Below are 23,901 nucleotides of genomic sequence, written 5' to 3' on the forward strand. Positions count from 1 at the left end.
AACGCCCTCCCCTGCCATTACGGCTGCTTGGGCGGTGCCGCCTTGGCCTTGGCAATCATCTCGGCCACCGATGCGGTGGTGATCGGGTGATAGCTGGGCTTGGCCTTTTCGAAGGCCTGTTCGGCGAAGGCGATGCCGTCCGGGGTCTTCAACAGTTCGGCATAGATCGGCAGCACCAGCTTGCGGCGACCGACGCGTTCGATGAACTCGCCTGCTGCGGCCTGTGCGTCGGTGTAGCCGCTACGGATCGCCAGCGGGTACCAACGCATCGCGATTTCGCCGTTCGGGGTGCCGGTGAAGTGGTAGGCATCATCCAGTTGCTTGAGCTGTTCCGGCTTCAAGGTGGCGCCCATGCCGCTGAGGAAATGCACCCATTCCTGCGTGCCCCATTCGCCGGTGACCTGCTTGTTGGGTAGCGTGCCGCTGCCGCTCCAGGCGATGCGTGCGGTGTCCACGATCGAGAAGCTGCGCGAGCGGGCCTTGGTGGCGAAGGCCGGGATGCCCGGCTGCTTCAACCACGCATCCACTTCGGCCGCGCTCACGGTATTGGGATGCTTGGCCAGCAGGTTCTTGTTGAGGTAATCGACGAACTGGTCGGTGGTGGCGCTCTGGAACGCATGATCGTCGAACCAGCCACGCAGGAACGGGTCGAACACTTCGCGCCCGAAGCGCTGCTCCAGGAACTGCAGGAGCCACGCGCCCTTGACGTAGGCCACCTGGCTCAAGGCTTCGTCGGGGTCGCGCTCGGCCAACGGCGGCAATGCCAATGCCTGGTCGGCCGGCGCCATGTCCTTTACTTCAGCCAGCAGATCGCCCTGGTCGATCTCGCGCTCCATCTCGGCCATCTCCGCGCCGTACAACGCCTCGGTGATGCGCGCCTGCACGTAGGTGGTGAAGCCTTCATTGAGCCAGATGTCCTTCCAGCTGGCATTGGTCACCAGGTTGCCCGACCAGCTATGCGCCAGTTCGTGCGCGACCAGCGACACCAGCGACTTGTCGCCGACGATCACGGTGGGCGTGGCGAAGGTCAGGCGCGGATTTTCCATGCCGCCGAACGGGAACGACGGCGGCAGCACCAGCATGTCGTAACGGCCCCAGCGATACGGGCCATAGAGTTTTTCGGCGGCACCGATCATCTTTTCGGTGTCTTCGAATTCCTTGGCGGCCTTGTCGGCCATGGCCGGCTCGGCCCACACGCCCGAGCGTGCGGAAATCGGCTTGAACACCACATCGCCGGCAGCGATCGCCAGCAGATACGAGGGAATCGGCTCGGGCATCTTGAAGCTGTAATCGCCATCGCGCGCGGCCTTGGGGTCGTTGTCGGCGCTCATCAGCACCATCACGTCCGGGCGCGAGGTCACATGCGCGCTATAGGTGAAGCGCACGCTCGGGGTGTCCTGCAACGGCACCCAGCTGCGCGCGTGGATCGCCTGCGACTGGCTGAACATGAAAGGCAGCTGCTTGCCTTCGGTCATCGACGGCTCCAGCCACTGCAGGCCCGAGGCGGTCGGTGCGGTGTGATACGTGATCACGATCTTGGACGGCTGAGTCGGCGTCTCGATGGTGAGCTTGCTGCCGAAGGTCTTGTCGGCCGGCGCCAGCGCGAACTGCAGCGGCGCCAGCGCGCCCTTGCCGTCGTCGGCCTGCACCTGCGCAATGCTCAGCTCGCGCGTGTCCAGCACCAACTGCTTGGCGGCCTTGTCCTTCCAGTCCAGCGTGTAGGTGGCGGTGCCGCCGATCTGCTTGGCGTCGAAATCCAGCTTCAGGTCCAGCGCCAGATCCTTGATGGCCACCAGCTGCGGCTGGGCGTAGGAGCTTTCGTCGTGGTTGCGGGCGTCTGCTTTCACGGGGGCCTTGGCGGTGGCGGCCGGTGCCGCGTTGGTCGCGGCCGGCGGTGTGGACTCGTTGGAACAGCCGGCCAGCGCGATGGAGACGGCCAGGGACAGCGACAGGAACGGGAAGCGCATCGACGGCACCGCAGCAAGGGGAATCGGGCATTTTAGCGCTCTGGGCCATTGCCTGCCCGTGCCATCGCTGGCGGCTCAGGTCACCGGATGACTGCGCGGGGTATCGTGCCCGTCGCGCACCAGGCGCCGGCCGCCGGAGAACTTGGCGCGGTACATCGCCGCATCGGCGCGTCGATACAACTCGGTGGCATCCAGACCCTGCTCGCAGACCGCGCTGCCGGCGCTGACATGCAGCGGCGCTTCGTCGGCATCGTCGCGTTCGAGCATCGACAGCCATTGATTGAGTTTGAGCGTGGCCTCGTCTTCGCCGGCATGCACGCCGATCAAAAATTCATCACCGCCCCAACGCCCGATCCAGTCCTGCGCACCGAGCCAGCCGTACGCCGATTCCACCAGCCGCACCAACACGCGGTCACCGGCCAGATGGCCGAAACGGTCGTTGATCGTCTTGAGGTTGTCCATGTCCAGCACGAACAACACGAACGGCCAGCCTTCGCGCTGCGCGGCGGTGACCGAATCCAGCATCGCCTGCTCGCACCCGCGCCGGTTCAACGCTTCGGTCAGCGAATCGAACAAGGCGTGCTTCTTGAGATCGCGCATGCCGGCATCGATACCGCGCAGGCTGCGATTGATGCCGCGCAGCAAACGCCCCAACTCGTCGTCGCCATGTTCGGGCAGCGTGGGCAGGCGTTGGTCGGCGTAGTACGCATCCAGCGCGTCGGCGGCGATGCGCAGTGGCGCGAGCAGGCGATACAGTGCAGACAGCGTCAGCGCGGTGCCCGCCAGCGTGGCCAGCAATGCCACGATCACCACCGACCACAGCGGGCGTCCACCCAACTCGCTTTGCGATGCCAGCCAGACGATCAGCAACAGCAGCGGCAAATGGATGCCGACAAACGTCACCGCCAGCAGCTTGGCGCTGAAGGAGCGAGGAAACACGCGCGACAGCCCTGCGTACAAGCGCATGCACGTCTCCAGCGAAAGGTGGCCTAGTGTCGCCGACCATTGGTGGAGCCAACGCGACGGGAGTCTCAAAAGTTTGTCGGCAAACGCAGGCGCGCAAGTCGTGATGGCGCGGCAAGCGAACACAAGCGCAACGTCCTTGCGCGATATCCGGCGCGCGATGCACGCCGGACCAGACGCTCAGCCAACGCCGCGTCGGATCACGCTCAGATCTTGTAGCCGGAGTGGATCGCCACGATGCCGCCGGTCAGATTCTTGAAGTGGCAACGCGCAAATCCGGCTTCGCGCATCATGCCCTTGAGCGATTCCTGCGGCGGATGCTTGCGGATGCTCTCGGCCAGGTACTGGTAGCTATCGGCATCGCGTGCGAACAGCTGGCCCAGCTTGGGCAAAATCTTGAACGAGTGGAAGTCGTAGATCGGCTTGAACCAATCGGCGGTGACTTCGGAAAATTCCAGCACGCGCGCCTGCCCGCCCACCTTCAACACGCGGTACATCTCGCGCAGCGCAGCGTCTTTATCGGTGACGTTTCGCAGGCCGAAGGAGATGGTCACCAGATCGAAACTTTGATCCGGGAACGGCAGCGCTTCGGCATTGCATTGCACGTAGTCGAAGCCGGCCACCAGGCCACGGTTGGTCAGCCGGTCGCGGCCCACCGAGAGCATGCCGGCGTTGATGTCGCCCAACACCACCGCGCCCTCATTGCCCACACGCTCCTTGAGCAGCACCGCGATGTCGCCGGTGCCGCCGGCCAGATCCAGCACGCGGTCGCCCGGCTTCACCTGCGCGGTCGCCACGAAGTAGCGTTTCCACGCGCGGTGCACGCCCAGACTCATCAGATCGTTCATCAGGTCGTAGTTGCGCGCGACCGAGGTGAAGACGTCGCCGACCAGCTTCTGCTTGTCCTTGGCAGCGACATCGCGAAAGCCGAAATGGGTGGTGCCGGAGGTATAGGGAGATTCGCTCATGGGTGGATTATCGCACTGCTGACGCCGCCATGACCGCAACCGGACCACAATCGCCGTCTTCTTCAGCGACTGGCCCAGCGAGCATTCGGTGCGCGACAAGTACGTCCAGCGCGACTGGCAGCCCCATGAGAAGCCCACCCTGCCAGGGTCGGCCTCCACGCCCCTGCACCCCACCCGGCGGCGCATCCAGTACGGGCTGGTCGGCGTGGTGGTGGCGCTGACCGGTGGGCTGAGCAATGCGCTGGTCACCGCCAACCTGACCTATCTGCAAGGCACGCTGGGCGCCTACGCCACTGAAATGGCCTGGCTGCCGGCCGCCTACGTGATGACCAACATGTCGGCCAACCTGCTGCTGGTGAAGTTTCGCCAGCAGTTCGGGCTGCGCCGCTTCACCGAAATCTTCCTGGCGCTGTATGCGGCCATCGCCTTCGCGCATCTGTTCGTGCACAGCCTGAGCTCTGCCATTACCGTGCGTGCTGCGCACGGGCTGGTGGGCGCGGCGCTCAGTTCGCTGGGGCTGTATTACGTGATCCAGGCGTTTCCAGCCAGGTACCGGCTCAAGGCGGTGGTGACCGGGCTGGGCGTCACGCAACTCGCATTGCCGTTGGCGCGGGTGTTTTCCACCGATCTGCTGGAATTTGGCGAGTGGCAGGGCCTGTATCTGTTCGAATTCGGCCTGGCGGTGTTTGCGCTGGCCTGCGTGCTGGCGCTCAAGCTGCCGCCGAGCGATCGCTATCGGGTGTTCGAGCCACTGGATTTCCTCACCTTCAGCCTGTTCGCGGCCGGTTCGGCCGGTCTGGCGGCGGTGCTCTCGCTGGGACGGTTGCTGTGGTGGACCAGTACGCCGTGGCTGGGCGTAGTGCTTGCCGCCTCCATCGTGCTGCTGTGCACGGCGGCGTGGATCGAGCACAACCGCCGCAACCCGATGATCAATACGCGCTGGCTGGCCAGCGGCGACATGCTGCGGCTGGGCCTGGCAATCCTGCTGATCCGGCTGGTGCTGTCCGAACAAAGCACTGGCGCGATCGGCTTTTTCCAGACCCTGGGGCTGGCGAACACACAATTGCAGACCTTGTTCGCGCTGATGCTGTTGGGCGCGGTGGCCGGCGTGGCCGCCAGCGCGTGGCTGATCAATCCGGCGCGGGTGGCCGAGCATCTGATCATTGCGGTTGCCGCGATCTGTATCGGTTGTTTCATGGATGCCGATGCCACCAGCCTCACCCGCCCCGAACAGATGTACGTCAGCCAGTTCCTGCTGGCCTTCGGCAGCACCTTCTTCATCGGCCCGGCAATGGTCGCGGGGCTGGGCCGGGTGATTGCGCAACCCGGCAATCTGATCAGTTTCGTGGTGCTGTTCGGCATGGCGCAGAACATGGGCGGCCTGCTTGGCAGCGCCCTGCTCGGCACGGTGCAGGTGGTGCGGGAGAAATACCATTCCAGTCAGCTGGTCGAGCACCTTGTGTTGAGCGACCCGCAAGTGGCCGCGCGCGTGCAAGCCTATGCAAGCCTGTACGGCCGCAGCATCGGCGACCCTGCCCTGCGCCAGGCCCAGGGCGTGCGCGCCCTGGGCAGCGTGGCCACGCGCGAAGCCAATGTGCTCGCCTATAACGACGTGTTTCTGTTGATCGGCTGCATCGCCATCGCCACCGGGCTATGGATCCTGTCCGTGCTGGTGTGGCGGCGTTATGTGCGCCCACCCGTGTCGCCCCTCTCTCCTGTTTCCACTGCGCGCCCATGAATACACCTGCAGATTCAACTTCTCTTGCCGATCAGCAACGTCGCAGACGTCGCCGCATCGCTGGCGCACTCGGCTTCGGCGGGCTTGCGCTCATTGGCGTGTTGCTGGTGCTGTATGCATGGCGCCTGCCGCCGTTCGTCAGTGCCATCGAGCGTACCGAGAACGCGATGGTGCACGGGCAGATCACCGTGATCGCACCACAGGTCAGCGGCTATGTCACCGACGTGCCGGTGCAGGATTTCGCGCATGTGAAGCACGGCCAGTTGCTGGCCAAAATCGACGACCGCATCTATGCCCAGCAACTCGAACAGGCCAGGGCGCAGGTGCAGACCGCGCAAGCCAACCTGTCCAACTGGGACCAGCAGCGGCATAGCGCCGATGCCACCATCGCCGAACAACGCGCGGCACTGAGCAGCAATCAGGCGCAGCGCGATCGCACCCGCTCGGCGTACGCACGCACGCAGCAACTGGCCAGCCAGCAATTGGTCTCCGAGCAGGATCGCGACACCGCCTTCGCCGCACGCGCACAGGCCGATGCCGGCGTGGCGCAGGCACGCGCCGCGGTGCAGGCCGCCGAAGAAAATGCACGCAGCGTCACCGTCAATCGCGCCGCGCTGCAAGCGGCGGTTGCCAACGCGCAAGCGGCCGTGCAACTGGCGCAGATCAATCTGGACAACACGCGCATTGTTGCCCCGCGCGATGGCCAGCTCGGTCAGCTCGGCGTGCGCCAGGGCGCCTACGTCACCAATGGCACGCAGCTGATGTCGCTGGTGCCGGACACGCTGTGGATCGTGGCCAATTTCAAGGAAACCCAGATGGCGAAGATCCGCATCGGCCAGCCCGCCAGCTTCAGCGTGGATGCGCTGAACAATGCACGTCTGCACGGGCGCGTACAGGAAATTTCCCCGGCCGCCGGCTCGGAGTTCAGCGTGTTGCCGGCCGATAACGCCACCGGCAATTTCGTCAAGATCGCCCAGCGTATACCGCTGCGCATCAGCATCGATCCCGGCCAGCCGCTGGCAGCGCGCCTGCGCGCGGGCATGTCGGTGGTGGTGGCAATCGACACCGGCAGCGCAGTCGACTAAGAGCGGCTAACAAAACTACTACGCAGCCGCTCGCTACGTTTTGTTAGCCACTCTAAGCCAACGTAGTCGCTATCATGCGGTGATGTCGTCTTCGTCCTCCCATTCGCTCTCGCTGCGCTGGCAATGCCTGCGCTTCGAGCACCTGAGCACTACGCAGCTGTATGCGCTGCTGCGGCTGCGCTCGGATGTGTTTGTGGTGGAGCAGCAGTGCGCGTATCCGGAGCTGGACGGCAAGGATGTGTTACCGGGCGTGCTGCATCTGCTCGGCAGCACTGACGACGCTGCGTTGGCCGCGTATCTGCGCGTGTTGCCGCCCGGCGTGAGTTATCCCGAACCCGGTATCGGCCGGGTGGTCATTGCCGCCGCACAGCGTGGTCACGGCTTTGCGCATGCGCTGCTACGCGAAGGCTTGCGCGTGGTGCAGCAACACTGGCCCGCCAGCGCAGTGCAACTGGGTGCGCAATCGCACCTGCAAGCGTTCTATGCCGCACACGGTTTTACGCCATCTTCCGCCGTGTATCTGGAAGACGGCATTCCCCACACCGACATGCTGCGTCGCGCCGACGCTGCCACCCAGGAGCCTGCATGATCACCACCCCCGACTACCGCGCCCTGCTCGACACCGCCATCGCCGAAGCCCGCCAAGGCCTGGCCGAAGGCGGCATCCCGATCGGCGCTGCGCTGTATCACAACGACGGGCGTCTGCTCGGTTGCGGTCACAACCGCCGCGTACAGGAAAACGATCCCTCCGTGCACGGCGAGACCGATGCCTTCCGCAAGGCCGGCCGCCAGCGCCGCTACAAGGACACCATCATGGTGACCACGCTGGCACCCTGCTGGTACTGCAGCGGGCTGGTACGCCAGTTCAATATCGGCACGGTGGTGGTTGGCGAGTCGGTCACCTTCCAGGGCGGCGTGTCCTGGCTGCGCGAGCACGGCGTCAACGTCATCGACCTGCAAAGCCAGGAATGCATCGACTTGCTGGGCGGCTATATTTCCGCCAACCCCGATGTGTGGAACGAAGACATCGGCGAAGACTGACGCCGCTTGAGCAGACTGGACAGCGCTTGCCCGCACGCGTAAGCACAGCGCACGCCGCGTTGCACGTGCCATCCACGCGCAACGCTCGGCACGCTCATCTGAGTTGATATCAATCAAGGTCTTTTGACACGCCGGGCGCTAAGCTCGCGTTTTACCCGGTAGATCATTGATGGCAGCGGCCAACGAACAGGTGTCCAACACGTCCACTGCGCATTCCCTGCAGCTGGACATCGTCAGCCTGAGCGGTGCGTTGTGGAGCGGCGAAGTGCGCGAGGTCAGCCTTCCCGGAAGCGAGGGCCGCTTCGGCGTGATGGCACGGCACACGCCGCTGCTGACCATCCTGGCCGAAGGCATGCTGCATATCCACCCGGTCAGCGGCGAGCCGTTGCAGATCTATGTCTGCGGTGGCTACGTGGAAGTGCAGCCGGACAAGGTGTTCGTGCTCGCCGATCTGGCCGCACGCAGCGAAGATCTGGACCAGGCGCGCGCGGAAGCGGCGCGGGCTGCAGTCACCTCGCCACTGGCCACCAGCCTGACCGACACCGCCTACGCGCAGGTGCACATGGAGTTACTGCATCGCTACAGCGCCAATCTGCGCCATGGTGCTTCTCGCTAACGATGGCACGCAGTCGCCGCGCCGCCTTGTGCATGCGCGCTGCAATCAGGCATGTCACGCGTTGCTGATTTCGATGCGCGATGCACGCAACGCAAAGGCCCGCCGAATCGGCGGGCCTTTGCGTTGCAACACCCTGCATGCCTTAAAGGATGTAGCGGCTCAGATCCGGATCCTGCACCAGCTCACCCAACTGCGCATCGACATACGCCGCGTCCACGGCGACGCTCTGTCCATCGCGATCCGGGGCTTCGTAGCTAAGCGTATCCAGCAAGCGCTCCAGCACCGTGTGCAGACGACGCGCACCGATATTCTCCTGGCGCTCGTTGACCTGCGCGGCGATCTCGGCCAGCCGGTCCACCGCATCGGCACCGAAGGTCAAGTTCACGCCCTCGGTTTGCAACAAGGCTTCGTACTGCTTGATCAACGCGGCCTTGGGCTCGGTAAGGATGCGCACGAAATCGGCCTTGGTCAGTGCGGTCAATTCCACCCGGATCGGGAAACGGCCCTGCAATTCGGGAATCAGATCGCTGGGCTTGGCCAGATGAAACGCGCCGGACGCGATGAAGAGGATATGGTCGGTCTTGACCGTGCCGTACTTGGTCGACACGTTGGAACCTTCTACCAATGGCAGCAGATCGCGCTGCACACCTTCGCGACTTACATCGCCACCGGTCGAACCGGCTTCGCCACGCTTGGCGACCTTGTCGATCTCATCGATGAACACGATGCCATGCTGCTCGCAGGCTTCGATCGCTGCAGCACGTACGTCGTCTTCGTTGACCAGCTTGCCAGCCTCTTCTTCGATCAGCAGCGGGCGCGCGGCCTTGATGGTGAGTTTGCGCTTCTGCGACTTGCCGCTGCCCAGATTGGAAAACATCTGCCGCAGCTGCTGGCCCATTTCTTCCATGCCCGGCGGGGTCATGATGTCCATGCTGGCGTTGACCGCGACTTCCAGTTCGATTTCGCGCTCGTCCAGCTCGCCATTGCGCAGCATGCGGCGAAACTTGATGCGGGTGTCGTTGTCCTGCGACGACGGCTCGTGACGCGCGGCCTCCGGGTCGAAACCAATCCCGACGGCACGTCGCGGCAGCAACGCATCCAGGATGCGGTCTTCGGCACGTTCTTCGGCCTGGTTGCGCACGCGCACCTTGGCCTGCTCGCGATACAGCTTGACCGAGGTATCGGCCAGATCGCGAATGATCTGTTCCACGTCCTTGCCGACGTAGCCCACTTCGGTAAAGCGCGTGGCTTCCACCTTGACGAAGGGCGCATTGGCCAATGTGGCCAGACGCCGCGCGATCTCGGTCTTGCCGACGCCGGTGGGGCCGATCATCAGGATGTTCTTGGGCATCACTTCGTTGCGCAGTTCTTCCGGCAACTGCATGCGCCGCCAGCGGTTGCGCAGCGCAATGGCCACCGCGCGCTTGGCGTCGTGCTGGCCAACGATATGACGGTCGAGCTCCTGCACGATTTCGCGCGGAGTCATGGTTGAGGTATCGGGATTTGGCATTGGGAAGTCGAGAATTGGGAATGGGGAATCGTGGGGCAAGAATCAAGAACCTATATCGTTGGAGTGGAGACGAAACCGCTGTTGCGATTCCCGATTCCCCACTCCCGATTCACAGCTCTTCGACCACCACATTGCGATTGGTATAGATACAGATATCGCCAGCGATGTGGATCGCTTCGGTGGCGATGGTCTTGGCATCCAGTTCGGTGTGCGCCAACAGCGCGCGGGCGGCCGACAAGGCGTACGAACCACCCGAGCCGATGGCGATGATGCCGTCTTCCGGTTCGATTACATCGCCGGTGCCGCTGATGATCAGCGAGGTCTCTTTATCGGCGACCGCAAGCAGGGCTTCGAGCTTGCCAAGGCGGCGCTCGGTGCGCCAATCCTTGGCCAATTCCACCGCTGCGCGAGTCAGCTGGCCGTGCTTGTCGAGCTTGGCTTCGAACAACTCGAACAAGGTGAACGCATCGGCGGCAGCGCCGGCAAAACCGGCCAACACCTGACCCTCGCGGCCAAGCCGGCGCACCTTGCGCGCATTGCCCTTCATGACGGTATGGCCAAGCGTGACCTGGCCATCGCCGGCAACGGCGACATGCCCACCACGCCGAACCGAAATGATGGTGGTGGCGTGAACGATGTTGGGATTCTGGCTGGGGTCCATGGGTCCTCCGGGGGTTTCCAATGAGGTGGGGACGCCCCTGCCGGGTTCAAGCATGCTGCGCGCATGTACTGCGGGCGGCTGATGCAGCGCGCTCAGACGGCAGGAGTGCGAGCGCACTGCTTGGACATGTCAGTGTGCGCGCGCTTCGCCCGCACTCACTCATCAGCTTTCTTGCGCTTGGCACGCGGATGCGCGGCGTCGTAGACCTTGGCCAGATGCTGGAAATCCAGATGCGTATAAATCTGCGTGGTGGCAATATCCGAGTGGCCGAGCAACTCCTGCACGCCGCGCAGATCGCCGGACGATTCAAGAATATGGCTGGCAAAACTGTGCCGCAGCATATGCGGATGCACGTCCTTGAACATGCCCTGGCGCACCGCCAGTTGCTTGATGCGGATCTGTACCGCACGTTGCGAAATCGCACCGCCCGCACGGCCGGGGAACACATGCGTTTCGGCACGCCCGCCGCTATCGCGTAGCCACGCGCGCAGTGCGGTGATCGCATGCGACCCCACCGGCACCAGGCGCTGCTTTTCGCCCTTGCCCAGCACCATCACCAGGCCGCTCTCCAGATCCAGATCGCGCCAGCGCAGCGCGCATAGCTCACTCAAGCGCAGACCGGAAGAATAGAACAACTCCAGCAAGGCGCGGTCGCGCAAGCCCAGCGGCGCATCGGTCGGCACTTCGACCAGGCGCACCGCTTCATCGGCATCCAATACCTGCGGCAATTTGCGCGGCGCCTTGGGCGCACGCATCGCTGCCGCCGGGCTGGCTGCAATGCGGCCATGCTTGAGCAGCCAGGCGTAATAGCTACGGCATGCCGAGAGCCGGCGCTGCAGGCTCTTGGGCGACAGACCGCGTCGATGCTCGGCAGCGACGAACTGGCGCAACTGCGCGCTGGTGAGTTGCGCGCTGTCCAGCAGCGCAGCATCCAACGGCGCGCCATCTTCACTCTTTTGCTCGGCCGCCCAGCTCACCAACGCAGCCAGATCGCGTCGATAGGCATCCAGCGTGTGCGCAGACACCTGCCGTTCGACCTGAAGATATGAAAGAAAGTCTTCGACCGAAGACATCTTTAAATTCCTCGCTGCCGCGCCATCGGAGCAACCATCCACTGCAGGTCGCTCGCATCGGCGCGCCCTGCGGTGCGCATCATGCGTCGAAGCGTTGCAGTGCGACGCTCAACGATTCGCCCATCATGCGCAGAAACAGCGTTCCCATGCCGGGATAGAAGCGATTGGCATCGCTGCTGCCGACCGCGATCAGGCCGATGCCGGGCAACGGCAGCAGCGCAGTCGATTGCACCTCGGCGGCTTGCTCGGCATACAGCAGTGCATGTTTTTCGGTCTGCAGGCGGCCGCAGATCGGCTCGCCGTCGCTCAGACAATCGCGGAACGGCTCCAAGCGCGCGTCATCGGCGGCGATGACCTGCAGCCAGTCGGCGTCCAGTCCGGCGACCGGCGTCAGCAACACCAGTCGCACCAGTTCGCCATTGAAATCTTCTGCCAGCGAGGCCGCCATCGCCTTGAGCGTATCGGCCGCGCTGGTCTGACGCATCAGCGCCAGCGTCAGTTGATGCGTGCGCACCGCCAGGCGTTCGTTGTCCTGCGCATTGTGGCCAAGTTCGTGCAACCGCCGCGACAGTTCGCGATTCTTGTCGCGCAACACTTCCAGCTGATAGGTGGCCAGCGATGCGGTCGGGCCGTCGTCGCGTGGCACCAGCAAACTCACCGCAAGGTCCGGGAACTGTTTGAGGAAGGTCGGGTGGCGCCGCAACCACGTGGCCACTTCGTGCGCGCTGAATTTATCCACGCTCTCGCTCATCAGTTCCACTCTCCATCGAAAACGAACACCGCCGGGCCGGACATCACCACTTGTTCCTGATCGCCGGCCCAGCGGATGCGCAGCTCGCCACCGGGCAAGGACACGCGCACATCGCGTTCCACACGGCCGCGCTGCATCAGCACCACCGCCGCCGCGCACGCGCCACTGCCGCAGGCCAGGGTTTCGCCGACGCCGCGCTCGAACACGCGTAGACGCACATGCGTGGGCTCGACAACTTGGACGAAACCGACGTTGACCGAATCGGGAAACGCGGCATTCTGCTGCAACAATCCACCCACGCGCTCCACCGGCGCAGCATCCACGCGACCCACCTCGATCACGGCGTGGGGGTTGCCCATCGACACCGCGCCAAAGCGCACCGTCTCGCCGTGCACCGGCAGCGCGTATTCCTCGCGCGCATGTGCAAAGCCGGCCAACGGGATCTGCGTGGGCTCGAAGTGCGGCACGCCCATCGCCACCGCATAGGTGCCGGCGTCAAGACGCTGCACGCGGTGCGCGGTGAACGGGCTGTCGATGACGAATTCATCGCCCTGCGCCGTGCCATCGCGCACCAACCAGGCCGCGACACAGCGCGCGCCGTTGCCGCATTGGCGCGCGGCCGAGCCGTCGGAATTCCAGATGCCGTAGGCGGCCACCGCCTCGCTGCTGCGTGGCGCTTCGATGGTCAGGATCTGGTCGCAGCCCACGCCGAAGTGGCGGTCGGCCAGACGTGCGGCCAGCGCGGCATCCGGCGGTGGCGTGCCGTCGCGCAGGTCCAGCACCACGAAATCGTTGCCGGCGCCATGCATTTTGGTGAAACGCAGACGCTCGCTGCGACCGTCAGCGCTCATTGCCGCGGCTAGCGGGCTGGTCGGTGGTGGACGCGGGCTGGGTGTCGGTGTTCACCGGCGCAGGCGCCGGCGTCGACTCGTCCAGCGGTTGCGGCGCATCCGGCGGCTGCGGCACGGGCTGGGCTTCCACCGGAACCGGCTTCTGCGGCATCACCAGCGGGCCCTTGTTACCGCAAGCGGCAAGCAGGACAAAGGTCGCACCAACCAGTGCGAGGCGAACGGATGGTCGGGACAGAATACTCATGCACCGAAGTATAGCCAGAACACCCTGACTGCCGTGCGCTCAGGGCGCGGTGGGCAGCGCGCGCGGTGGCGGCTCGGGGCGCAGCCACAGCCAGATCGCCACCACCACCATACTGCCGATCGACAGGCATTTGACCCAGAACACCGGCACGCACCACAGCATGATGCCGGCGCAGACGGTCATGGTGAGCGTGGCCATCCATTTGGCCTTGCGGCTGACCGCGCGATAGGTCTGCCATTCGACAATGGCAGGGCCGAAGCGCGGATGCGAGAGCAGCCAGTTGTGCAGACGCTCGGAGCCATGCGAGGCGGCCCAGGCGGAAATAAGAATGAAGACGGTGGTCGGCAACCCGGGCACGAAGATACCGACGATGCCGGTGGCCAGGCTGGCGTAGGCCAGCAACCACCAGGCCCAGCGGAATCGAGTCGGTCGCGTCATGGGTAAATGATACGACCAGTGGGGGGGTGAGGTGGTCAGCGCCCCCCCTTCTCCCACCGGGAGAAGGTGCCCGAAGGGCGGATGAGGGTACGTCTGCACGCAGGAACTGGAGAGCCCTGCTCTTACCAATCCCAAATCCCGATTCCCAAATCCCCGCCCCTCACCTACTTGACCCCAAGCTGATCCAGCACAAACGCATACGATTCGGCCGCCTCGCGGTAGCGACGGAAGCGGCCGGACTTGCCCCCGTGGCCGGCTTCCATGTTGGTGCGGAACACGATCGGCTGGGCGCCGGTGTTGTCGTCGCGCAGTTTGGCGACCCACTTGGCCGGTTCCCAATACTGCACCTGCGAATCCCACAGACCGGTACCGACGAACATTGCCGGGTAGGCCTGTTTGCGCACGTTGTCGTACGGGGAGTACGACAGCATGTAGTCGTAATAGGCCTTGTTTTCCGGGTTGCCCCACTCGTCGTATTCGTTGGTGGTGAGCGGGATGCTGGCGTCGAGCATGGTGGTGACCACATCGACGAACGGCACCTGCGCGACCATCACGCGGTAGTCCTGCGGGGCCATGTTGGCCACCGCGCCCATCAGCAGGCCACCGGCGCTGCCACCGGATGCGGCGACGCGATCCTTGGCTGCATAGCCCTGCGCAACCAACCCGCGCGTGACATCGACGAAGTCGGTGAAGGTGTTCTTCTTGTGCAGCAACTTGCCGTCGTCATACCACTGCCGGCCCATCTCCTGCCCGCCGCGGATATGCGCGATGGCATACACCACGCCACGGTCCACCAGGCTGATCGCCGGCAGATTGAACGCCGGGTCCATCGACATGCCGTAGCTGCCATAGGCGTACTGGAACAGCGCGGCAGTGCCGTCCTTCTTGAAACCCTGCTTGTAGACCAGCGACACCGGCACCTTGACGCCGTCGCGCGCAGTCACCCACACGCGCTCGGTGACGTACTTGCTGGGGTCGTAGCCGATCACCGGCTGCTGCTTGAGCAACTTGCGCTCGCCGGTCTGCGTATTGAGCTCGTACGTCGTTGCCGGTGTGGTCAGCGAGGTATAGCTGTAACGCAACCAGGCCGTGTCAGGCTCGGCATTGATCGCCAGGCCCATCGAATACGCCGGCTCATCTGCCTTGACGTACTCATGACTGCCATCGCGCTTGAGCAGGCGTACGCGTTCCAGCCCACCGGAGCGCTCTTCGATCGCAGTAAAGCCATCGAACAGCTCAAAATTTTCGATGTAGACGTTGTCGTCGTGCGCCACCCAATCGGTCCACTGCTTGCGCGTGGTCGCATCGGTGGGCGCAGTCACCAGTTTGAAGTTCTTGGCGTCGTCGGCATTGGTGCGGATCACCCAGCGGCCGTCGAAATGCTCGGGGTGATATTCGACATCGCGCTCGCGCTTGGCCAGCACGGTGAAGCGCTCGGGCTTGTCGGCCGGTGCGTAGCGCGATTCTGACGACACCGTGCTTTCCACGCCGATCACGATGTACTTGTCGTCGCGGGTGCGGCCGATGCCCATGTAGAAGCTGTCGTCCTTCTCCTCATAGACCAGCACGTCGCTCTTGGACGGCGTGCCCAGCACGTGCTTCTTCACGCGCACGGTGAGCAGCGTTTCCGGATCGTTTTCGATATAGAACAGGGTCTTGTTGTCGTCGGCCCAGACCACGTTCGCGGCGACACCTTCCACGGTGTCCGGGTAGATCTCGCCGGTGTCCAGATTCTTGAAACGGATCGTGTACTGGCGACGGCCCACGGCATCGTCGGCCCAGGCCAGGATGCGATTGTCCTGACTGACTTCCGCATCGCCGACACTGAAATAGCCCTTGCCTGCGGCCATCTGATTGACGTCGAGCAGGATCTCTTCCGGTGCCTCCATGCTGCCTTTACGGCGCGCCTGGATCGGGTAATCCTTGCCGGCTTCGAAACGGGTGTAATACCAGTAGCCACGTGCGCGATACGGCACGCTGGCGTCGTCCTGCTTGATGCGCCCGACGATCTCGGTATACAGCGTGTCTTCCAACGGCTTCAGCGGCGCCATCACCGTGTCGGTGTAGGCGTTCTCGGCGTTGAGGTAGGCCAGCATCGCCTTGTCTTCGCGCTTGTCGTCGCGCAACCAGTAGTAATCGTCGTTGCGGGTTGCACCGAACGGGGCCTTGACCACATGCGGGTGCTTGGCCACGTCCGGCGGCGACGGGAGAGCTGCAAAGGCGGAGGGAACAGATGTGGTCATCAGGCTGGCGATCAGAAGAGTCAGGACAGGCTTCATCAGATTGGGGTCCGTTGGATGAACGCAATGCCATCCCAGCGCCCGAGTGTAGAAGAGACCGGCGCGCAGCGTCATGTGCCAGGAGTCTGGTGCCGCGCGCGATAGCGAAGTTGCGACGTCTGGGATCAGGATGATCGTGTATGGCCTGCGGCAAGTCGGGCAGCGACCGCTAGAACCCGATGGCCGTGCGTGTCTGCGCGTAAGGACTACGTTCGCATTCGGCGGGCACGCACCTGGTCCCGATGGTTATCCATATGGTGACGCACACGCCCGGACGCGCGGTGATCTTTGCCGCGCGGTAACAAAACCTGTGCAATGACTGGTCTACCATCCTGCCGATGGATACCACGCCTCCGCACTCCTCCGGTTATAGCCGTCGCAGTCAGGACATCGCGCCGTTCCATGTGATGTCGCTGCTGGCGCGCGCCAACGCGCTCGAACAGGCCGGCCACGATGTGATCCACCTGGAAATCGGCGAACCGGATTTCACCACCGCCGCACCGATCGTTGCCGCCGGACAGGCCGCATTGGCCGCCGGGCACACCCGCTACACCGCCGCACGCGGCCTTCCTGCACTGCGCGCAGCCATCGCTGGGTTTTATGCGCAGCGCTATGGCTGCGACATCGATCCGGAACGCATCCTGGTCACGCCCGGCGGTTCCGGCGCCTTGCTGCTTGCCAGCAGTCTGTTGGTCGATCCGAACAAACACTGGCTGCTCGCCGACCCCGGCTATCCGTGCAACCGTCACTTTCTGCGCCTGGTCGAAGGCGCCGCACAACTGGTGCCGGTCGGCGCGGACACCGATTACCAACTGACGCCCGGCCTGGTGGACGCCTGCTGGAATGCCGATAGCGTCGGCGCATTGGTCGCCTCGCCGGCGAACCCCACCGGCAGTGTGCTGTCGCGCGAACAACTGGCCGGCTTGTCGCAGGCGCTACGAGCACACGGCGGCCATCTGGTGGTGGACGAGATCTACCACGGCCTGACCTATGGCATGGATGCGCACAGCGTGCTGGAAGTAGACGACGGTGCCTTCGTATTGAACAGTTTCTCCAAGTATTTCGGCATGACCGGCTGGCGCCTGGGCTGGCTGATCGCCCCACCCAGGGCGGTGCCCGAGCTGGAGAAACTCGCGCAGAATCTGTACATCAGCGCCTCCACCATCGCCCAACACGCCGCGCTGGCCTGTTTTACGCCAGAAAGCATCGCCATCTTCGAAGCCCGCCGGGCCGAGTTTCAGCAACGTCGCGATTATTTACTGCCTGCCTTGCGCACATTGGGTTTCAAGATCGACGTCGAGCCGCAAGGCGCGTTTTATCTGTACGCCGATATCAGCGCATTCTCCGGCGATGCCCAAGCCTTCTGCGCCCACTTCCTGGAAACCGAACATGTCGCCTTCACCCCAGGCATCGACTTCGGCTTTCATCGCGCCAATCAACACGTCCGTATTGCGTACACCCAGAGCCTGCCGCGCCTTGAGCAGGCGGTAGAGCGGATTGCGCGTGGGTTGCGGCATCTTTGATTTCGCGACGCGTGATTTGCACGGTCAATCTCTGCAGCTGCATTTAGCCGCAGCAGCACACTCATTGCAGTCGATATAGACAGCCATAGCTGCTGTTTTTCTGCCTCTGAGCTTTTTTGTTCTTTTGCTTTTGCGCTTCTGTTTTTGCGCTTTTTCTTTCTGGCTGCTGGCTTGTGCCTCCCCTCGCCCTAGAGCGAGCCGAGCACCGCAGCCACGCGTGGCCGAAGAGGCGCCCTGTCTGAGCGTAGCGAGTTTGGGCGCCGTGCCGCGTGTGGCGAGGAGCGCAGGGCACCGGTGCGGCTCCATCGCACCGGATCGCGTCGGGCGACATGGTTTTGGTTACTTTTGCCGAAACAAAAGTAACCCGCGCCGCAAGGCGCGGAAGCCTTGGCCTTGGCCTTGGCTTTGCCTCAAGCCTCTGCTCGAAACTCTACTTCCGCAGTTGCTTCATTGAGCAAGCATCAACTATCGCGTGCAAACCGTACCCTCATCCGCCCTTCGGGCACCTTCTCCCGCAGGGAGAAGGAAGCATAAAGAAGCCCTGAGCCAATCGACCCAGGGCTTTCTTCAGAGCAGGACACAACGAAAGCAACTCGACTTACAGAACCACTTCCGGCCGGCGCCTCAATCGGCCAACCGCTCCCACAGGAAGCTGTAGGCCAGCGCCGCCATGTGCGCCGCCTGCGCATTGTTGGCCGCACCGCCGTGTCCACCTTCGATGTTCTCGTAGTAGGTCACGTCCTTGCCGGCCTCGATCATCTTGGCCGCCATCTTGCGCGCGTGGCCCGGATGCACCCGGTCATCGCGGGTGGAAGTCAGGAAGATCACCGGCGGATAGCTCTTTTTCGCATCGAACAGGTGATACGGCGAAAAGGTCTGGATGAACTTCCAGTCGTCGGTATCCGGGTTGCCGTATTCGGCCATCCACGACGCGCCGGCCAGCAGATGGCTATAGCGCTTCATGTCCAATAATGGCACCTGCACCACCACCGCACCGAACAGCTCCGGATACTGGGTGAGCATGTTGCCGGTCATCAGGCCGCCGTTGCTGCCGCCCTGCACGCCCAGATGCTTGGTCGAGGTGATCTTGCGCGTGACCAGGTCCTTGGCCACCGCAGCCATGTCTTCGTAGGCCTTGTGGCGGTTCTGCTTGAGCGCGGCCTGGTGCCAGCGCGGGCCGTATTCGCCACCGCCGCGGATGTTGGCCACCACGTAGACGCCGCCCTTTTCCAGCCAGGCGCGGCCCATTGAGCCGGAATAATTCGGCGTCATCGAGATTTCGAAGCCGCCGTAGCCGTACAGCAGCGTCGGTGCACTGCCGTCAAGCTTCAGGTCCTTGGGACGCACCAGGAAATACGGCACGCGGGTGCCGTCCTTGCTGGTGGCAAAGTGCTGTTCGATGCTGTCCTTGCCGGCATCGAAGAACGCCGGCATGGTCTTGAGCGGTTGCGGCGCGCTGCCCACCTCCACCCACGACAACGTGGTGGGGGTCAGATAATCGGTGACGGTCAACCACAGCGCGTCGCTGTCGTCGCTGTCCACCGCGCTGACATCCACGGTACCGAACGCTGGCGCACCGACGAAGGCGCTCTTCTTCCAGCCATCCTGCGAGGGTGTGACCACGCTCAGGCGATTCTTGACGTCTTCCAGCACGTTCAACACCAGGTGCGATTTGGTCCAGGCGATGCCGGCCAGCGAGGTGGTGTCGGTGGGCTCGAACAGCACATCGAAATTACGCTTGCCCGCCATGAAGTCGTCAAACCGCGTGACCAGCAAAGAGCCGGCCTTGTAGGTCTTGCCGCCCACCGTCCACGGATCGCGCAGTTCCAGCGTCAGCCATTCGCGCTTGACCGCCTTACTGGCCGAGTTGGGCGCATCCACCTTGACCAGCTTGCCGTCGGCACCCTTGAAATACAGCTCTTCGTTGTAGAAGGCCAGCGTGCGGCTGACGAAATCGCGCTCGAATCCGGGCGTGTCGTCGTGCATCGCGGCGATGTACATATCAGTCGGCTTGCCTTCGTATACCACCGTGGCTGCGCTCAGCGGGGTGCCGCGCTTCCACTGCTTGGCGATGCGCGGGTAGCCGGAGCTGGTCAGCGCGCCGGGGCCGAAATCGGTGTAGACGTAGACGGTGTCTTTATCGACCCAGCCCAGGCCACCCTTGGCTTCCGGACGGAAGAAGCCGTCCTTGACCCACTGCTTGCCGGCCAGATCGAACTCGCGCGTGACATCGGCATCGGCGCCGCCGCGCGACAGCGCGATCAGGCAGCGCTGGTAGTCCGGGCGCAGGCAGTCGGCACCGTGCCAGACCCAGTTCTCGCCTTCGGCCTTGTTGAGCGCATCCAGATCCAGCACGGTCTCCCACTTGGGCGCCGGCTTGCGGTACTCGTCCAGCGTGGTGCGCCGCCACAGCCCGCGCTCGTGCTGCTTGTCCTTCCAGAAGTTGTAGTAGTACGGGCCGATCTTCTGGACGCCGGGAATCTTGGCATCCGAATCCAGCACTTCGCGGATGCTGGTTTCCATCTGCGTGAACGCGGGCGTGGCAGCCAGCCGCGCTTCGGTCTTGGCGTTTTGCGCCTTCACCCACTCCAGCGGTTTGGCGCCGGTGACATCTTCCAGCCAGGCGTAGGGATCGTTGGACACGGCGGTTTCCTCTGCAGAGACGGCGCCAGCGGTGATCAGGCCGGCAACCAGGCAGATCGAGGCGAATTTGGACATGAATTTTCCGGGAGAACGAGCGGACGGCCGGACCGTAGCACAGCCCTCCGCCCGCCCGACCCTGCCGAAGGTCAGGCCGCGCGCACCTGTGGCGCGGTTCGCGAAGCGTTGCGTCGGCGCTGTGCCTGTGGCCCGCGCCGACGTGGCGCAACGCGTCGCGTGCCGGGCCGCCGCAGGGTCGGCAACGCGAACCGGTGCAGGCTCCACCAGGCCAGCATCGGCATGCCGACCAGCCACAGCGGCAGCCAGCCGATCCATTCGCTGTGGCCGCGCGCGGCCGGCCAGACCAGCACCAGGGCCAGCCCGGCCAGGGCAATCTGCCGGACCGGGCGCAGCACGCGCGGGTCGGGACGTTCGGAACGAGCGGTAGGACGATGCGACATGGCGGCACTCCGTGGCAGGTAAGGATCACAACAGGCCGGCAGGATTGCCTGCGTCCATCTCACCGACTGCGACCTGGGCGCGGCGCGGCGGAGACGGCTGCGATCGCCGCCACCAATCCAGGCACCTGCGCCCCCCGCTCAGGCGGGCAAAACGCAGCCACCGACGCCAGACACGACCGTTGACGCGAACTTGCCCCCTGCATGAGGTAGTGTGCTGACCCAACCGCCCCTTTCGTGATGTTGCGATGCGCCTGACCGTTTCGATCGCCCTCGCTTTCCTGCTCGTCCTCGGCCTGCCCGTGGCGCATGCAAAGGACACACCAACCGACGAACCAGCGGTCGATCTGTCCAAGATCATGGGCACCTGGTACGTGATTGCGCGCATGCCCAACCCGGTGGAACGCGGTCATGTCACCAGCCGCGACGAGTACACCCTGGTCGAAGACGGCAAGGTGGCGGTGCGCTATCTGTATCGCGACGGGTTCGGCGAGCCGGAAAAAGAAGTCAGCGCACGCGCCTCGGTAGACGCAGAGAGCGGCAACCGCGACTGGCGGGTATGGTTCTACAAGGTCATCCCGGCCAAGCAACGCATCCTGGAAATCGCACCGGACGGTTCCTGGATGCTGATCTCCTACCCCGGCCGCGATTTGGCCTGGATCTTCGCGCGCAAGCCGGATATGAGCCGCGACCAGTACCGCAAGCTGGTCGACAAAATGCGCGACGATTATTCGATCTACACCGACAAGCTCAAACGCGTACCGCAGTTGCGCGAGCAGGTGGACCGTCTGGGCTTTGAAGTGCCGAACAAGCGCTGAGTTGACGCGTAGGGCGGTGGTTTCTGCACACCGTCCACAGCCGCTTGACGAGTGCGCGTTACGTACTGCGCGCCACGCTCAGTCGTAATTGCTCAGCGCCAGCGACAGCAGCGCCTTGGCCTGCTCGCGCAACGACACCGGCTCAACGATTTCCGCATCCGAGCCGTAATGCAGCACGTCCATCAGCAGTTCGCGTGAGTTGCTGTACGGCACTTTGAGCTCGTAACGGCCGTCGGGCAGAAAGCGCCCCTGCTGCTTGGAATGCCAGTGCTCGTCGGCGACCCAGCGCGCGGCCTTGGCACTGAAGGCGATCGTCGCCCAGCCCTTGGGCGCGCCCGAAAAAATGCCGTAGCTGGCCGCCAACTGCTCGTCCAGCTCGCTGTCGGGCACATCGCGCGGCACGGTTTCGAGCAGGCGCGCGTGATTGATGCGGTCCACCGCAAAACTGCGTACGCCGTCGCGGCCGTGATCCCAGGCGTCCAGATACCAGTTGTCGCGGTAATGGGTGATGCGCTGCGGGGAGACGATGCGCTTGGTCGATTCGTCGGTGGAGCGTGCGCGGTAGTCGAAGCTCAGCTGCTTGCGCTCCAGCACGCCCGAGGCCACGGTGCGGAAGCTCGCCTCGTCCAGCTTGCGCCCGCGGTGCGGAATCACCCGCACCCGATCCACCGGCCATTGCGAGACACCGGCCTGGGCAGCCAGCAACCCCTCGATGCGTTGCTGCAGCGGCGCCAGCATCGAGGACAACACCCCGCCGCCGGTGCGCGCGAGCAACTGCTGCGAGGCCAGCAGCGCGTGCAATTCTTCCGAACTCAGCCACAGCCCGGGCAACTCGAAGCGGTCGCTTTCGCCGGACAGATAGCGAAAGCCGGATTCGCCATCGCCTTCCACCGGCGCCATCAGCGCATCGCGCAGAAAGGCCAGATCGCGATACACGGTTGCGCGGGAGCAGCTGAGCTCATCCTGCAGCCGCGCCACCGTCACCGGGTAGCGCGCCGACTTGAGCAAGCGATGCAGCGAGTTGATGCGTTCGTAGCGGTCCATGCGTGGATTATGTCCGAGTCTTTGCGCGGCAGGGTGAGCGCGGATGGGCAGAAGCGACAATGGCCGGCCGGCTGCATGCGCAGACCCGCGCAGGGCCGGCCTTGCTGCGGTGTTGCATCGCTCCTGCAAGTGATACTCGCGATAGTGGCACGCTCGATCGCCGTACGCCTGATCGGGATGCGCCGGCTTGGCCCGATCAGGCCAATCGGGCGCCGTCGGGGACGACCGACCGAACCGCCAATGAAGCGCGGCGTTCACCTAGTCATGACGTAGCCGCCCAGTCCGTTATCATGAAATCGCTTCCACCCTCTTTCGCCCCTGCCTTCCAAAGCGAGCTGCCCATGCCCCGCCGTGCCCCGTTGTCTGCCCTGCTGCCGCTGTTGTTGATCACGCCTACCGTCTGGGCCCAGGCAGTTGCACCGGCGCCGGTGGACCCCGCTGCCGCTGTGATGCCGTCGCCGTGGAGCGGGAGCAGTGGCGAGCTCGGCTACGCCGCCGCCCACGGCAACAGCACCACCGACAGCCTCAATGGCCGGGTCCGCTTGCGCTATACCGACGGCGACTGGATCCACAGCCTGGATGCCACCGCGCTGCGTTCCAGCTCGGAATACACCAATACCAACGACGACGGCAGCACCGAACGCGAGCGCCAGACCACCGCCGAGCGCTATACCGGCAGCGTGGGCAGTGCGTTGCAGCTGGGCGAACACCGCCAGCTCACCGCCACCGGCCGTTACGAACACGACGACTTCGCCACCTACGACCGTCTGGCCACCTTCGGTATCGGTTACGGCACGCGGCTGATCAACGCCGACCGTTTCTATCTGGATGCACAGGTGGGCCCGGGTATCCGCCGCGCGCACAACAGCGACGAAGATCGCAACGAGACCGGCCTGATCGGGCGCGGCCTGTTCGATCTCAAATACACCGTCACCGACAACACCGATCTGATCAACACGCTGCTGGTGGAATCGGGCGAATACAACACCTATGCGCAGAACGATTTCGGCGTGCAGGTCAGCATGAATTCGCACTTCGCGCTCAAGGCCGCGTGGCAGATGCGCCACAACAGCGAGGTCAGCGAAGGCGACAAGAAGACCGACACGCTGACCACGGTCAACTTGGTCTACACGTTCAAGTAAGCGACCGCGAAGGTAGGAGCGGCCTTGGCCGCGAGGGTTTTACCGGTAAAGCCTCTCGCGGCCAAGGCCGCTCCTACGAGGAGCAGGCGTT

Annotated in this window: 22 protein-coding genes; 8 read left to right on the forward strand and 14 right to left on the reverse strand. The window is 64.1% G+C overall.

Features of this window, described 5'->3' with window-relative positions; translation table 11 throughout:
• Positions 1 to 17: 17 nt before the first annotated feature.
• From FFY45_RS11305 to ubiE, 3 genes are all read right to left on the reverse strand, one after another.
• Entirely contained in the window at positions 18 to 1,967 is a 1,950-nt protein-coding gene (locus FFY45_RS11305; RefSeq protein WP_176340504.1) for a M1 family metallopeptidase, read from the reverse strand.
• Positions 1,968 to 2,042: 75 nt separating this feature from the next.
• On the reverse strand, positions 2,043 to 2,933 hold the full coding sequence (locus tag FFY45_RS11310) for a GGDEF domain-containing protein (RefSeq protein ID WP_006452547.1): 891 nt from the start codon (positions 2,931 to 2,933) through the stop codon (positions 2,043 to 2,045).
• A 203-nt stretch (positions 2,934 to 3,136) separates the two neighbouring features.
• On the reverse strand, positions 3,137 to 3,898 hold the full coding sequence (ubiE, locus tag FFY45_RS11315) for a bifunctional demethylmenaquinone methyltransferase/2-methoxy-6-polyprenyl-1,4-benzoquinol methylase UbiE (protein ID WP_176340505.1): 762 nt from the start codon (positions 3,896 to 3,898) through the stop codon (positions 3,137 to 3,139).
• 88 nt (positions 3,899 to 3,986) lie between these two features.
• On the opposite strand from ubiE, the gene FFY45_RS11320 reads away from it, so the two are divergent.
• The 5 genes from FFY45_RS11320 to atpC all read left to right on the forward strand — a co-directional run bounded on the left by FFY45_RS11320 (position 3,987) and on the right by atpC (position 8,378).
• A complete protein-coding gene (locus FFY45_RS11320; protein ID WP_176340506.1) occupies positions 3,987 to 5,636 on the forward strand; it encodes an efflux MFS transporter permease in 1,650 nt (549 codons plus the stop codon).
• Positions 5,633 to 6,721, forward strand: coding sequence for an HlyD family secretion protein (locus FFY45_RS11325; protein WP_176340507.1), 1,089 nt, complete (start codon positions 5,633 to 5,635; stop codon positions 6,719 to 6,721). Before FFY45_RS11320 ends, FFY45_RS11325 begins: the two co-directional genes overlap by 4 nt.
• A gap of 82 nt (positions 6,722 to 6,803) precedes the next feature.
• Positions 6,804 to 7,310, forward strand: coding sequence for a GNAT family N-acetyltransferase (locus FFY45_RS11330; RefSeq protein WP_176340508.1), 507 nt, complete (start codon positions 6,804 to 6,806; stop codon positions 7,308 to 7,310).
• Positions 7,307 to 7,762 (forward strand): nucleoside deaminase, encoded by a 456-nt coding sequence (locus FFY45_RS11335; protein ID WP_006451321.1) that lies wholly within the window; start codon positions 7,307 to 7,309, stop codon positions 7,760 to 7,762. Before FFY45_RS11330 ends, FFY45_RS11335 begins: the two co-directional genes overlap by 4 nt.
• A 169-nt stretch (positions 7,763 to 7,931) precedes the next feature.
• Entirely contained in the window at positions 7,932 to 8,378 is a 447-nt protein-coding gene (atpC, locus tag FFY45_RS11340) for an ATP synthase F1 subunit epsilon (protein WP_006451320.1), read from the forward strand.
• A gap of 142 nt (positions 8,379 to 8,520) precedes the next feature.
• On the opposite strand, the gene hslU is transcribed toward atpC, so the two are convergent.
• From hslU to FFY45_RS11380, 8 genes are all read right to left on the reverse strand, one after another.
• Positions 8,521 to 9,888, reverse strand: coding sequence for an ATP-dependent protease ATPase subunit HslU (gene hslU / locus FFY45_RS11345; protein ID WP_176340509.1), 1,368 nt, complete (start codon positions 9,886 to 9,888; stop codon positions 8,521 to 8,523).
• Between the two features lie 109 nt (positions 9,889 to 9,997).
• A complete protein-coding gene (hslV, locus tag FFY45_RS11350; protein WP_006451318.1) occupies positions 9,998 to 10,549 on the reverse strand; it encodes an ATP-dependent protease subunit HslV in 552 nt (183 codons plus the stop codon).
• Positions 10,550 to 10,704: 155 nt separating this feature from the next.
• A complete protein-coding gene (xerC, locus tag FFY45_RS11355) occupies positions 10,705 to 11,622 on the reverse strand; it encodes a tyrosine recombinase XerC (protein ID WP_168958671.1) in 918 nt (305 codons plus the stop codon).
• Between the two features lie 79 nt (positions 11,623 to 11,701).
• Positions 11,702 to 12,373, reverse strand: coding sequence for a DUF484 family protein (locus FFY45_RS11360; protein ID WP_176340510.1), 672 nt, complete (start codon positions 12,371 to 12,373; stop codon positions 11,702 to 11,704).
• The gene (dapF, locus tag FFY45_RS11365; RefSeq protein WP_176340511.1) at positions 12,373 to 13,224 is read right to left on the reverse strand and encodes a diaminopimelate epimerase; all 852 of its coding nucleotides are present in this window, start codon (positions 13,222 to 13,224) and stop codon (positions 12,373 to 12,375) included. The genes FFY45_RS11360 and dapF overlap by 1 nt, the downstream gene beginning before the upstream one ends.
• Positions 13,214 to 13,468: an LPS translocon maturation chaperone LptM gene (lptM, locus tag FFY45_RS11370; protein ID WP_006451314.1), complete on the reverse strand. Its 255-nt coding sequence runs from the start codon at positions 13,466 to 13,468 to the stop codon at positions 13,214 to 13,216. The genes dapF and lptM overlap by 11 nt, the downstream gene beginning before the upstream one ends.
• Positions 13,469 to 13,507: 39 nt before the next feature.
• Complete coding sequence (locus FFY45_RS11375) at positions 13,508 to 13,906, reverse strand: YbaN family protein (protein ID WP_176340512.1); 399 nt, start codon at positions 13,904 to 13,906, stop codon at positions 13,508 to 13,510.
• A gap of 164 nt (positions 13,907 to 14,070) precedes the next feature.
• Positions 14,071 to 16,185 (reverse strand): S9 family peptidase, encoded by a 2,115-nt coding sequence (locus FFY45_RS11380; RefSeq protein ID WP_176340513.1) that lies wholly within the window; start codon positions 16,183 to 16,185, stop codon positions 14,071 to 14,073.
• A 338-nt stretch (positions 16,186 to 16,523) separates the two neighbouring features.
• Here FFY45_RS11380 and FFY45_RS11385 point away from each other — a divergent pair, with 338 nt between their 5' ends.
• Positions 16,524 to 17,708 (forward strand): pyridoxal phosphate-dependent aminotransferase, encoded by a 1,185-nt coding sequence (locus tag FFY45_RS11385; protein WP_176340514.1) that lies wholly within the window; start codon positions 16,524 to 16,526, stop codon positions 17,706 to 17,708.
• Between the two features lie 624 nt (positions 17,709 to 18,332).
• Here the strand turns inward: FFY45_RS11385 and FFY45_RS11390 are convergent.
• Together FFY45_RS11390 and FFY45_RS11395 are read right to left on the reverse strand one after the other, a co-directional pair.
• On the reverse strand, positions 18,333 to 20,426 hold the full coding sequence (locus FFY45_RS11390; protein WP_176340515.1) for a prolyl oligopeptidase family serine peptidase: 2,094 nt from the start codon (positions 20,424 to 20,426) through the stop codon (positions 18,333 to 18,335).
• A 71-nt stretch (positions 20,427 to 20,497) separates the two neighbouring features.
• Positions 20,498 to 20,809, reverse strand: a complete 312-nt coding sequence (locus FFY45_RS11395) for a hypothetical protein (RefSeq protein ID WP_176340516.1) — start codon at positions 20,807 to 20,809, stop codon at positions 20,498 to 20,500.
• A 245-nt stretch (positions 20,810 to 21,054) separates the two neighbouring features.
• Between FFY45_RS11395 and FFY45_RS11400 the strand changes: the two genes are divergently transcribed.
• Complete coding sequence (locus FFY45_RS11400) at positions 21,055 to 21,624, forward strand: lipocalin family protein (RefSeq protein WP_006451608.1); 570 nt, start codon at positions 21,055 to 21,057, stop codon at positions 21,622 to 21,624.
• A 78-nt stretch (positions 21,625 to 21,702) separates the two neighbouring features.
• On the opposite strand, the gene FFY45_RS11405 is transcribed toward FFY45_RS11400, so the two are convergent.
• On the reverse strand, positions 21,703 to 22,668 hold the full coding sequence (locus tag FFY45_RS11405) for a helix-turn-helix transcriptional regulator (RefSeq protein WP_006451607.1): 966 nt from the start codon (positions 22,666 to 22,668) through the stop codon (positions 21,703 to 21,705).
• 341 nt (positions 22,669 to 23,009) lie between these two features.
• Here FFY45_RS11405 and FFY45_RS11410 point away from each other — a divergent pair, with 341 nt between their 5' ends.
• Positions 23,010 to 23,810: a DUF481 domain-containing protein gene (locus FFY45_RS11410; protein WP_006451606.1), complete on the forward strand. Its 801-nt coding sequence runs from the start codon at positions 23,010 to 23,012 to the stop codon at positions 23,808 to 23,810.
• The last annotated feature ends 91 nt before the right edge of the window (positions 23,811 to 23,901 follow it).

It is taken from the genome of Xanthomonas hortorum, from assembly GCF_011305375.1.
Lineage (GTDB): Bacteria > Pseudomonadota > Gammaproteobacteria > Xanthomonadales > Xanthomonadaceae > Xanthomonas > Xanthomonas hortorum_E.

What these genes read in the sequence shown, in the direction of transcription:
- FFY45_RS11375 (WP_176340512.1), bottom strand. Translation starts at nt 13,906, where the DNA reads ATGACGCGACCGACTCGATTCCGCTGGGCCTGGTGGTTGCTGGCCTAC.
- FFY45_RS11360 (WP_176340510.1), bottom strand. Translation starts at nt 12,373, where the DNA reads ATGAGCGAGAGCGTGGATAAATTCAGCGCGCACGAAGTGGCCACGTGG.
- FFY45_RS11325 (WP_176340507.1), top strand. Translation starts at nt 5,633, where the DNA reads ATGAATACACCTGCAGATTCAACTTCTCTTGCCGATCAGCAACGTCGC.
- FFY45_RS11405 (WP_006451607.1), bottom strand. Translation starts at nt 22,668, where the DNA reads ATGGACCGCTACGAACGCATCAACTCGCTGCATCGCTTGCTCAAGTCG.
- FFY45_RS11395 (WP_176340516.1), bottom strand. Translation starts at nt 20,809, where the DNA reads ATGTCGCATCGTCCTACCGCTCGTTCCGAACGTCCCGACCCGCGCGTG.
- hslV (WP_006451318.1), bottom strand. Translation starts at nt 10,549, where the DNA reads ATGGACCCCAGCCAGAATCCCAACATCGTTCACGCCACCACCATCATT.
- FFY45_RS11335 (WP_006451321.1), top strand. Translation starts at nt 7,307, where the DNA reads ATGATCACCACCCCCGACTACCGCGCCCTGCTCGACACCGCCATCGCC.
- FFY45_RS11400 (WP_006451608.1), top strand. Translation starts at nt 21,055, where the DNA reads ATGCGCCTGACCGTTTCGATCGCCCTCGCTTTCCTGCTCGTCCTCGGC.
- FFY45_RS11390 (WP_176340515.1), bottom strand. Translation starts at nt 20,426, where the DNA reads ATGTCCAAATTCGCCTCGATCTGCCTGGTTGCCGGCCTGATCACCGCT.
- hslU (WP_176340509.1), bottom strand. Translation starts at nt 9,888, where the DNA reads ATGCCAAATCCCGATACCTCAACCATGACTCCGCGCGAAATCGTGCAG.
- FFY45_RS11310 (WP_006452547.1), bottom strand. Translation starts at nt 2,933, where the DNA reads ATGCGCTTGTACGCAGGGCTGTCGCGCGTGTTTCCTCGCTCCTTCAGC.
- atpC (WP_006451320.1), top strand. Translation starts at nt 7,932, where the DNA reads ATGGCAGCGGCCAACGAACAGGTGTCCAACACGTCCACTGCGCATTCC.
- FFY45_RS11380 (WP_176340513.1), bottom strand. Translation starts at nt 16,185, where the DNA reads ATGAAGCCTGTCCTGACTCTTCTGATCGCCAGCCTGATGACCACATCT.
- FFY45_RS11305 (WP_176340504.1), bottom strand. Translation starts at nt 1,967, where the DNA reads ATGCGCTTCCCGTTCCTGTCGCTGTCCCTGGCCGTCTCCATCGCGCTG.
- FFY45_RS11410 (WP_006451606.1), top strand. Translation starts at nt 23,010, where the DNA reads ATGCCCCGCCGTGCCCCGTTGTCTGCCCTGCTGCCGCTGTTGTTGATC.
- xerC (WP_168958671.1), bottom strand. Translation starts at nt 11,622, where the DNA reads ATGTCTTCGGTCGAAGACTTTCTTTCATATCTTCAGGTCGAACGGCAG.
- dapF (WP_176340511.1), bottom strand. Translation starts at nt 13,224, where the DNA reads ATGAGCGCTGACGGTCGCAGCGAGCGTCTGCGTTTCACCAAAATGCAT.
- FFY45_RS11385 (WP_176340514.1), top strand. Translation starts at nt 16,524, where the DNA reads ATGGATACCACGCCTCCGCACTCCTCCGGTTATAGCCGTCGCAGTCAG.
- lptM (WP_006451314.1), bottom strand. Translation starts at nt 13,468, where the DNA reads ATGAGTATTCTGTCCCGACCATCCGTTCGCCTCGCACTGGTTGGTGCG.
- ubiE (WP_176340505.1), bottom strand. Translation starts at nt 3,898, where the DNA reads ATGAGCGAATCTCCCTATACCTCCGGCACCACCCATTTCGGCTTTCGC.
- FFY45_RS11330 (WP_176340508.1), top strand. Translation starts at nt 6,804, where the DNA reads ATGTCGTCTTCGTCCTCCCATTCGCTCTCGCTGCGCTGGCAATGCCTG.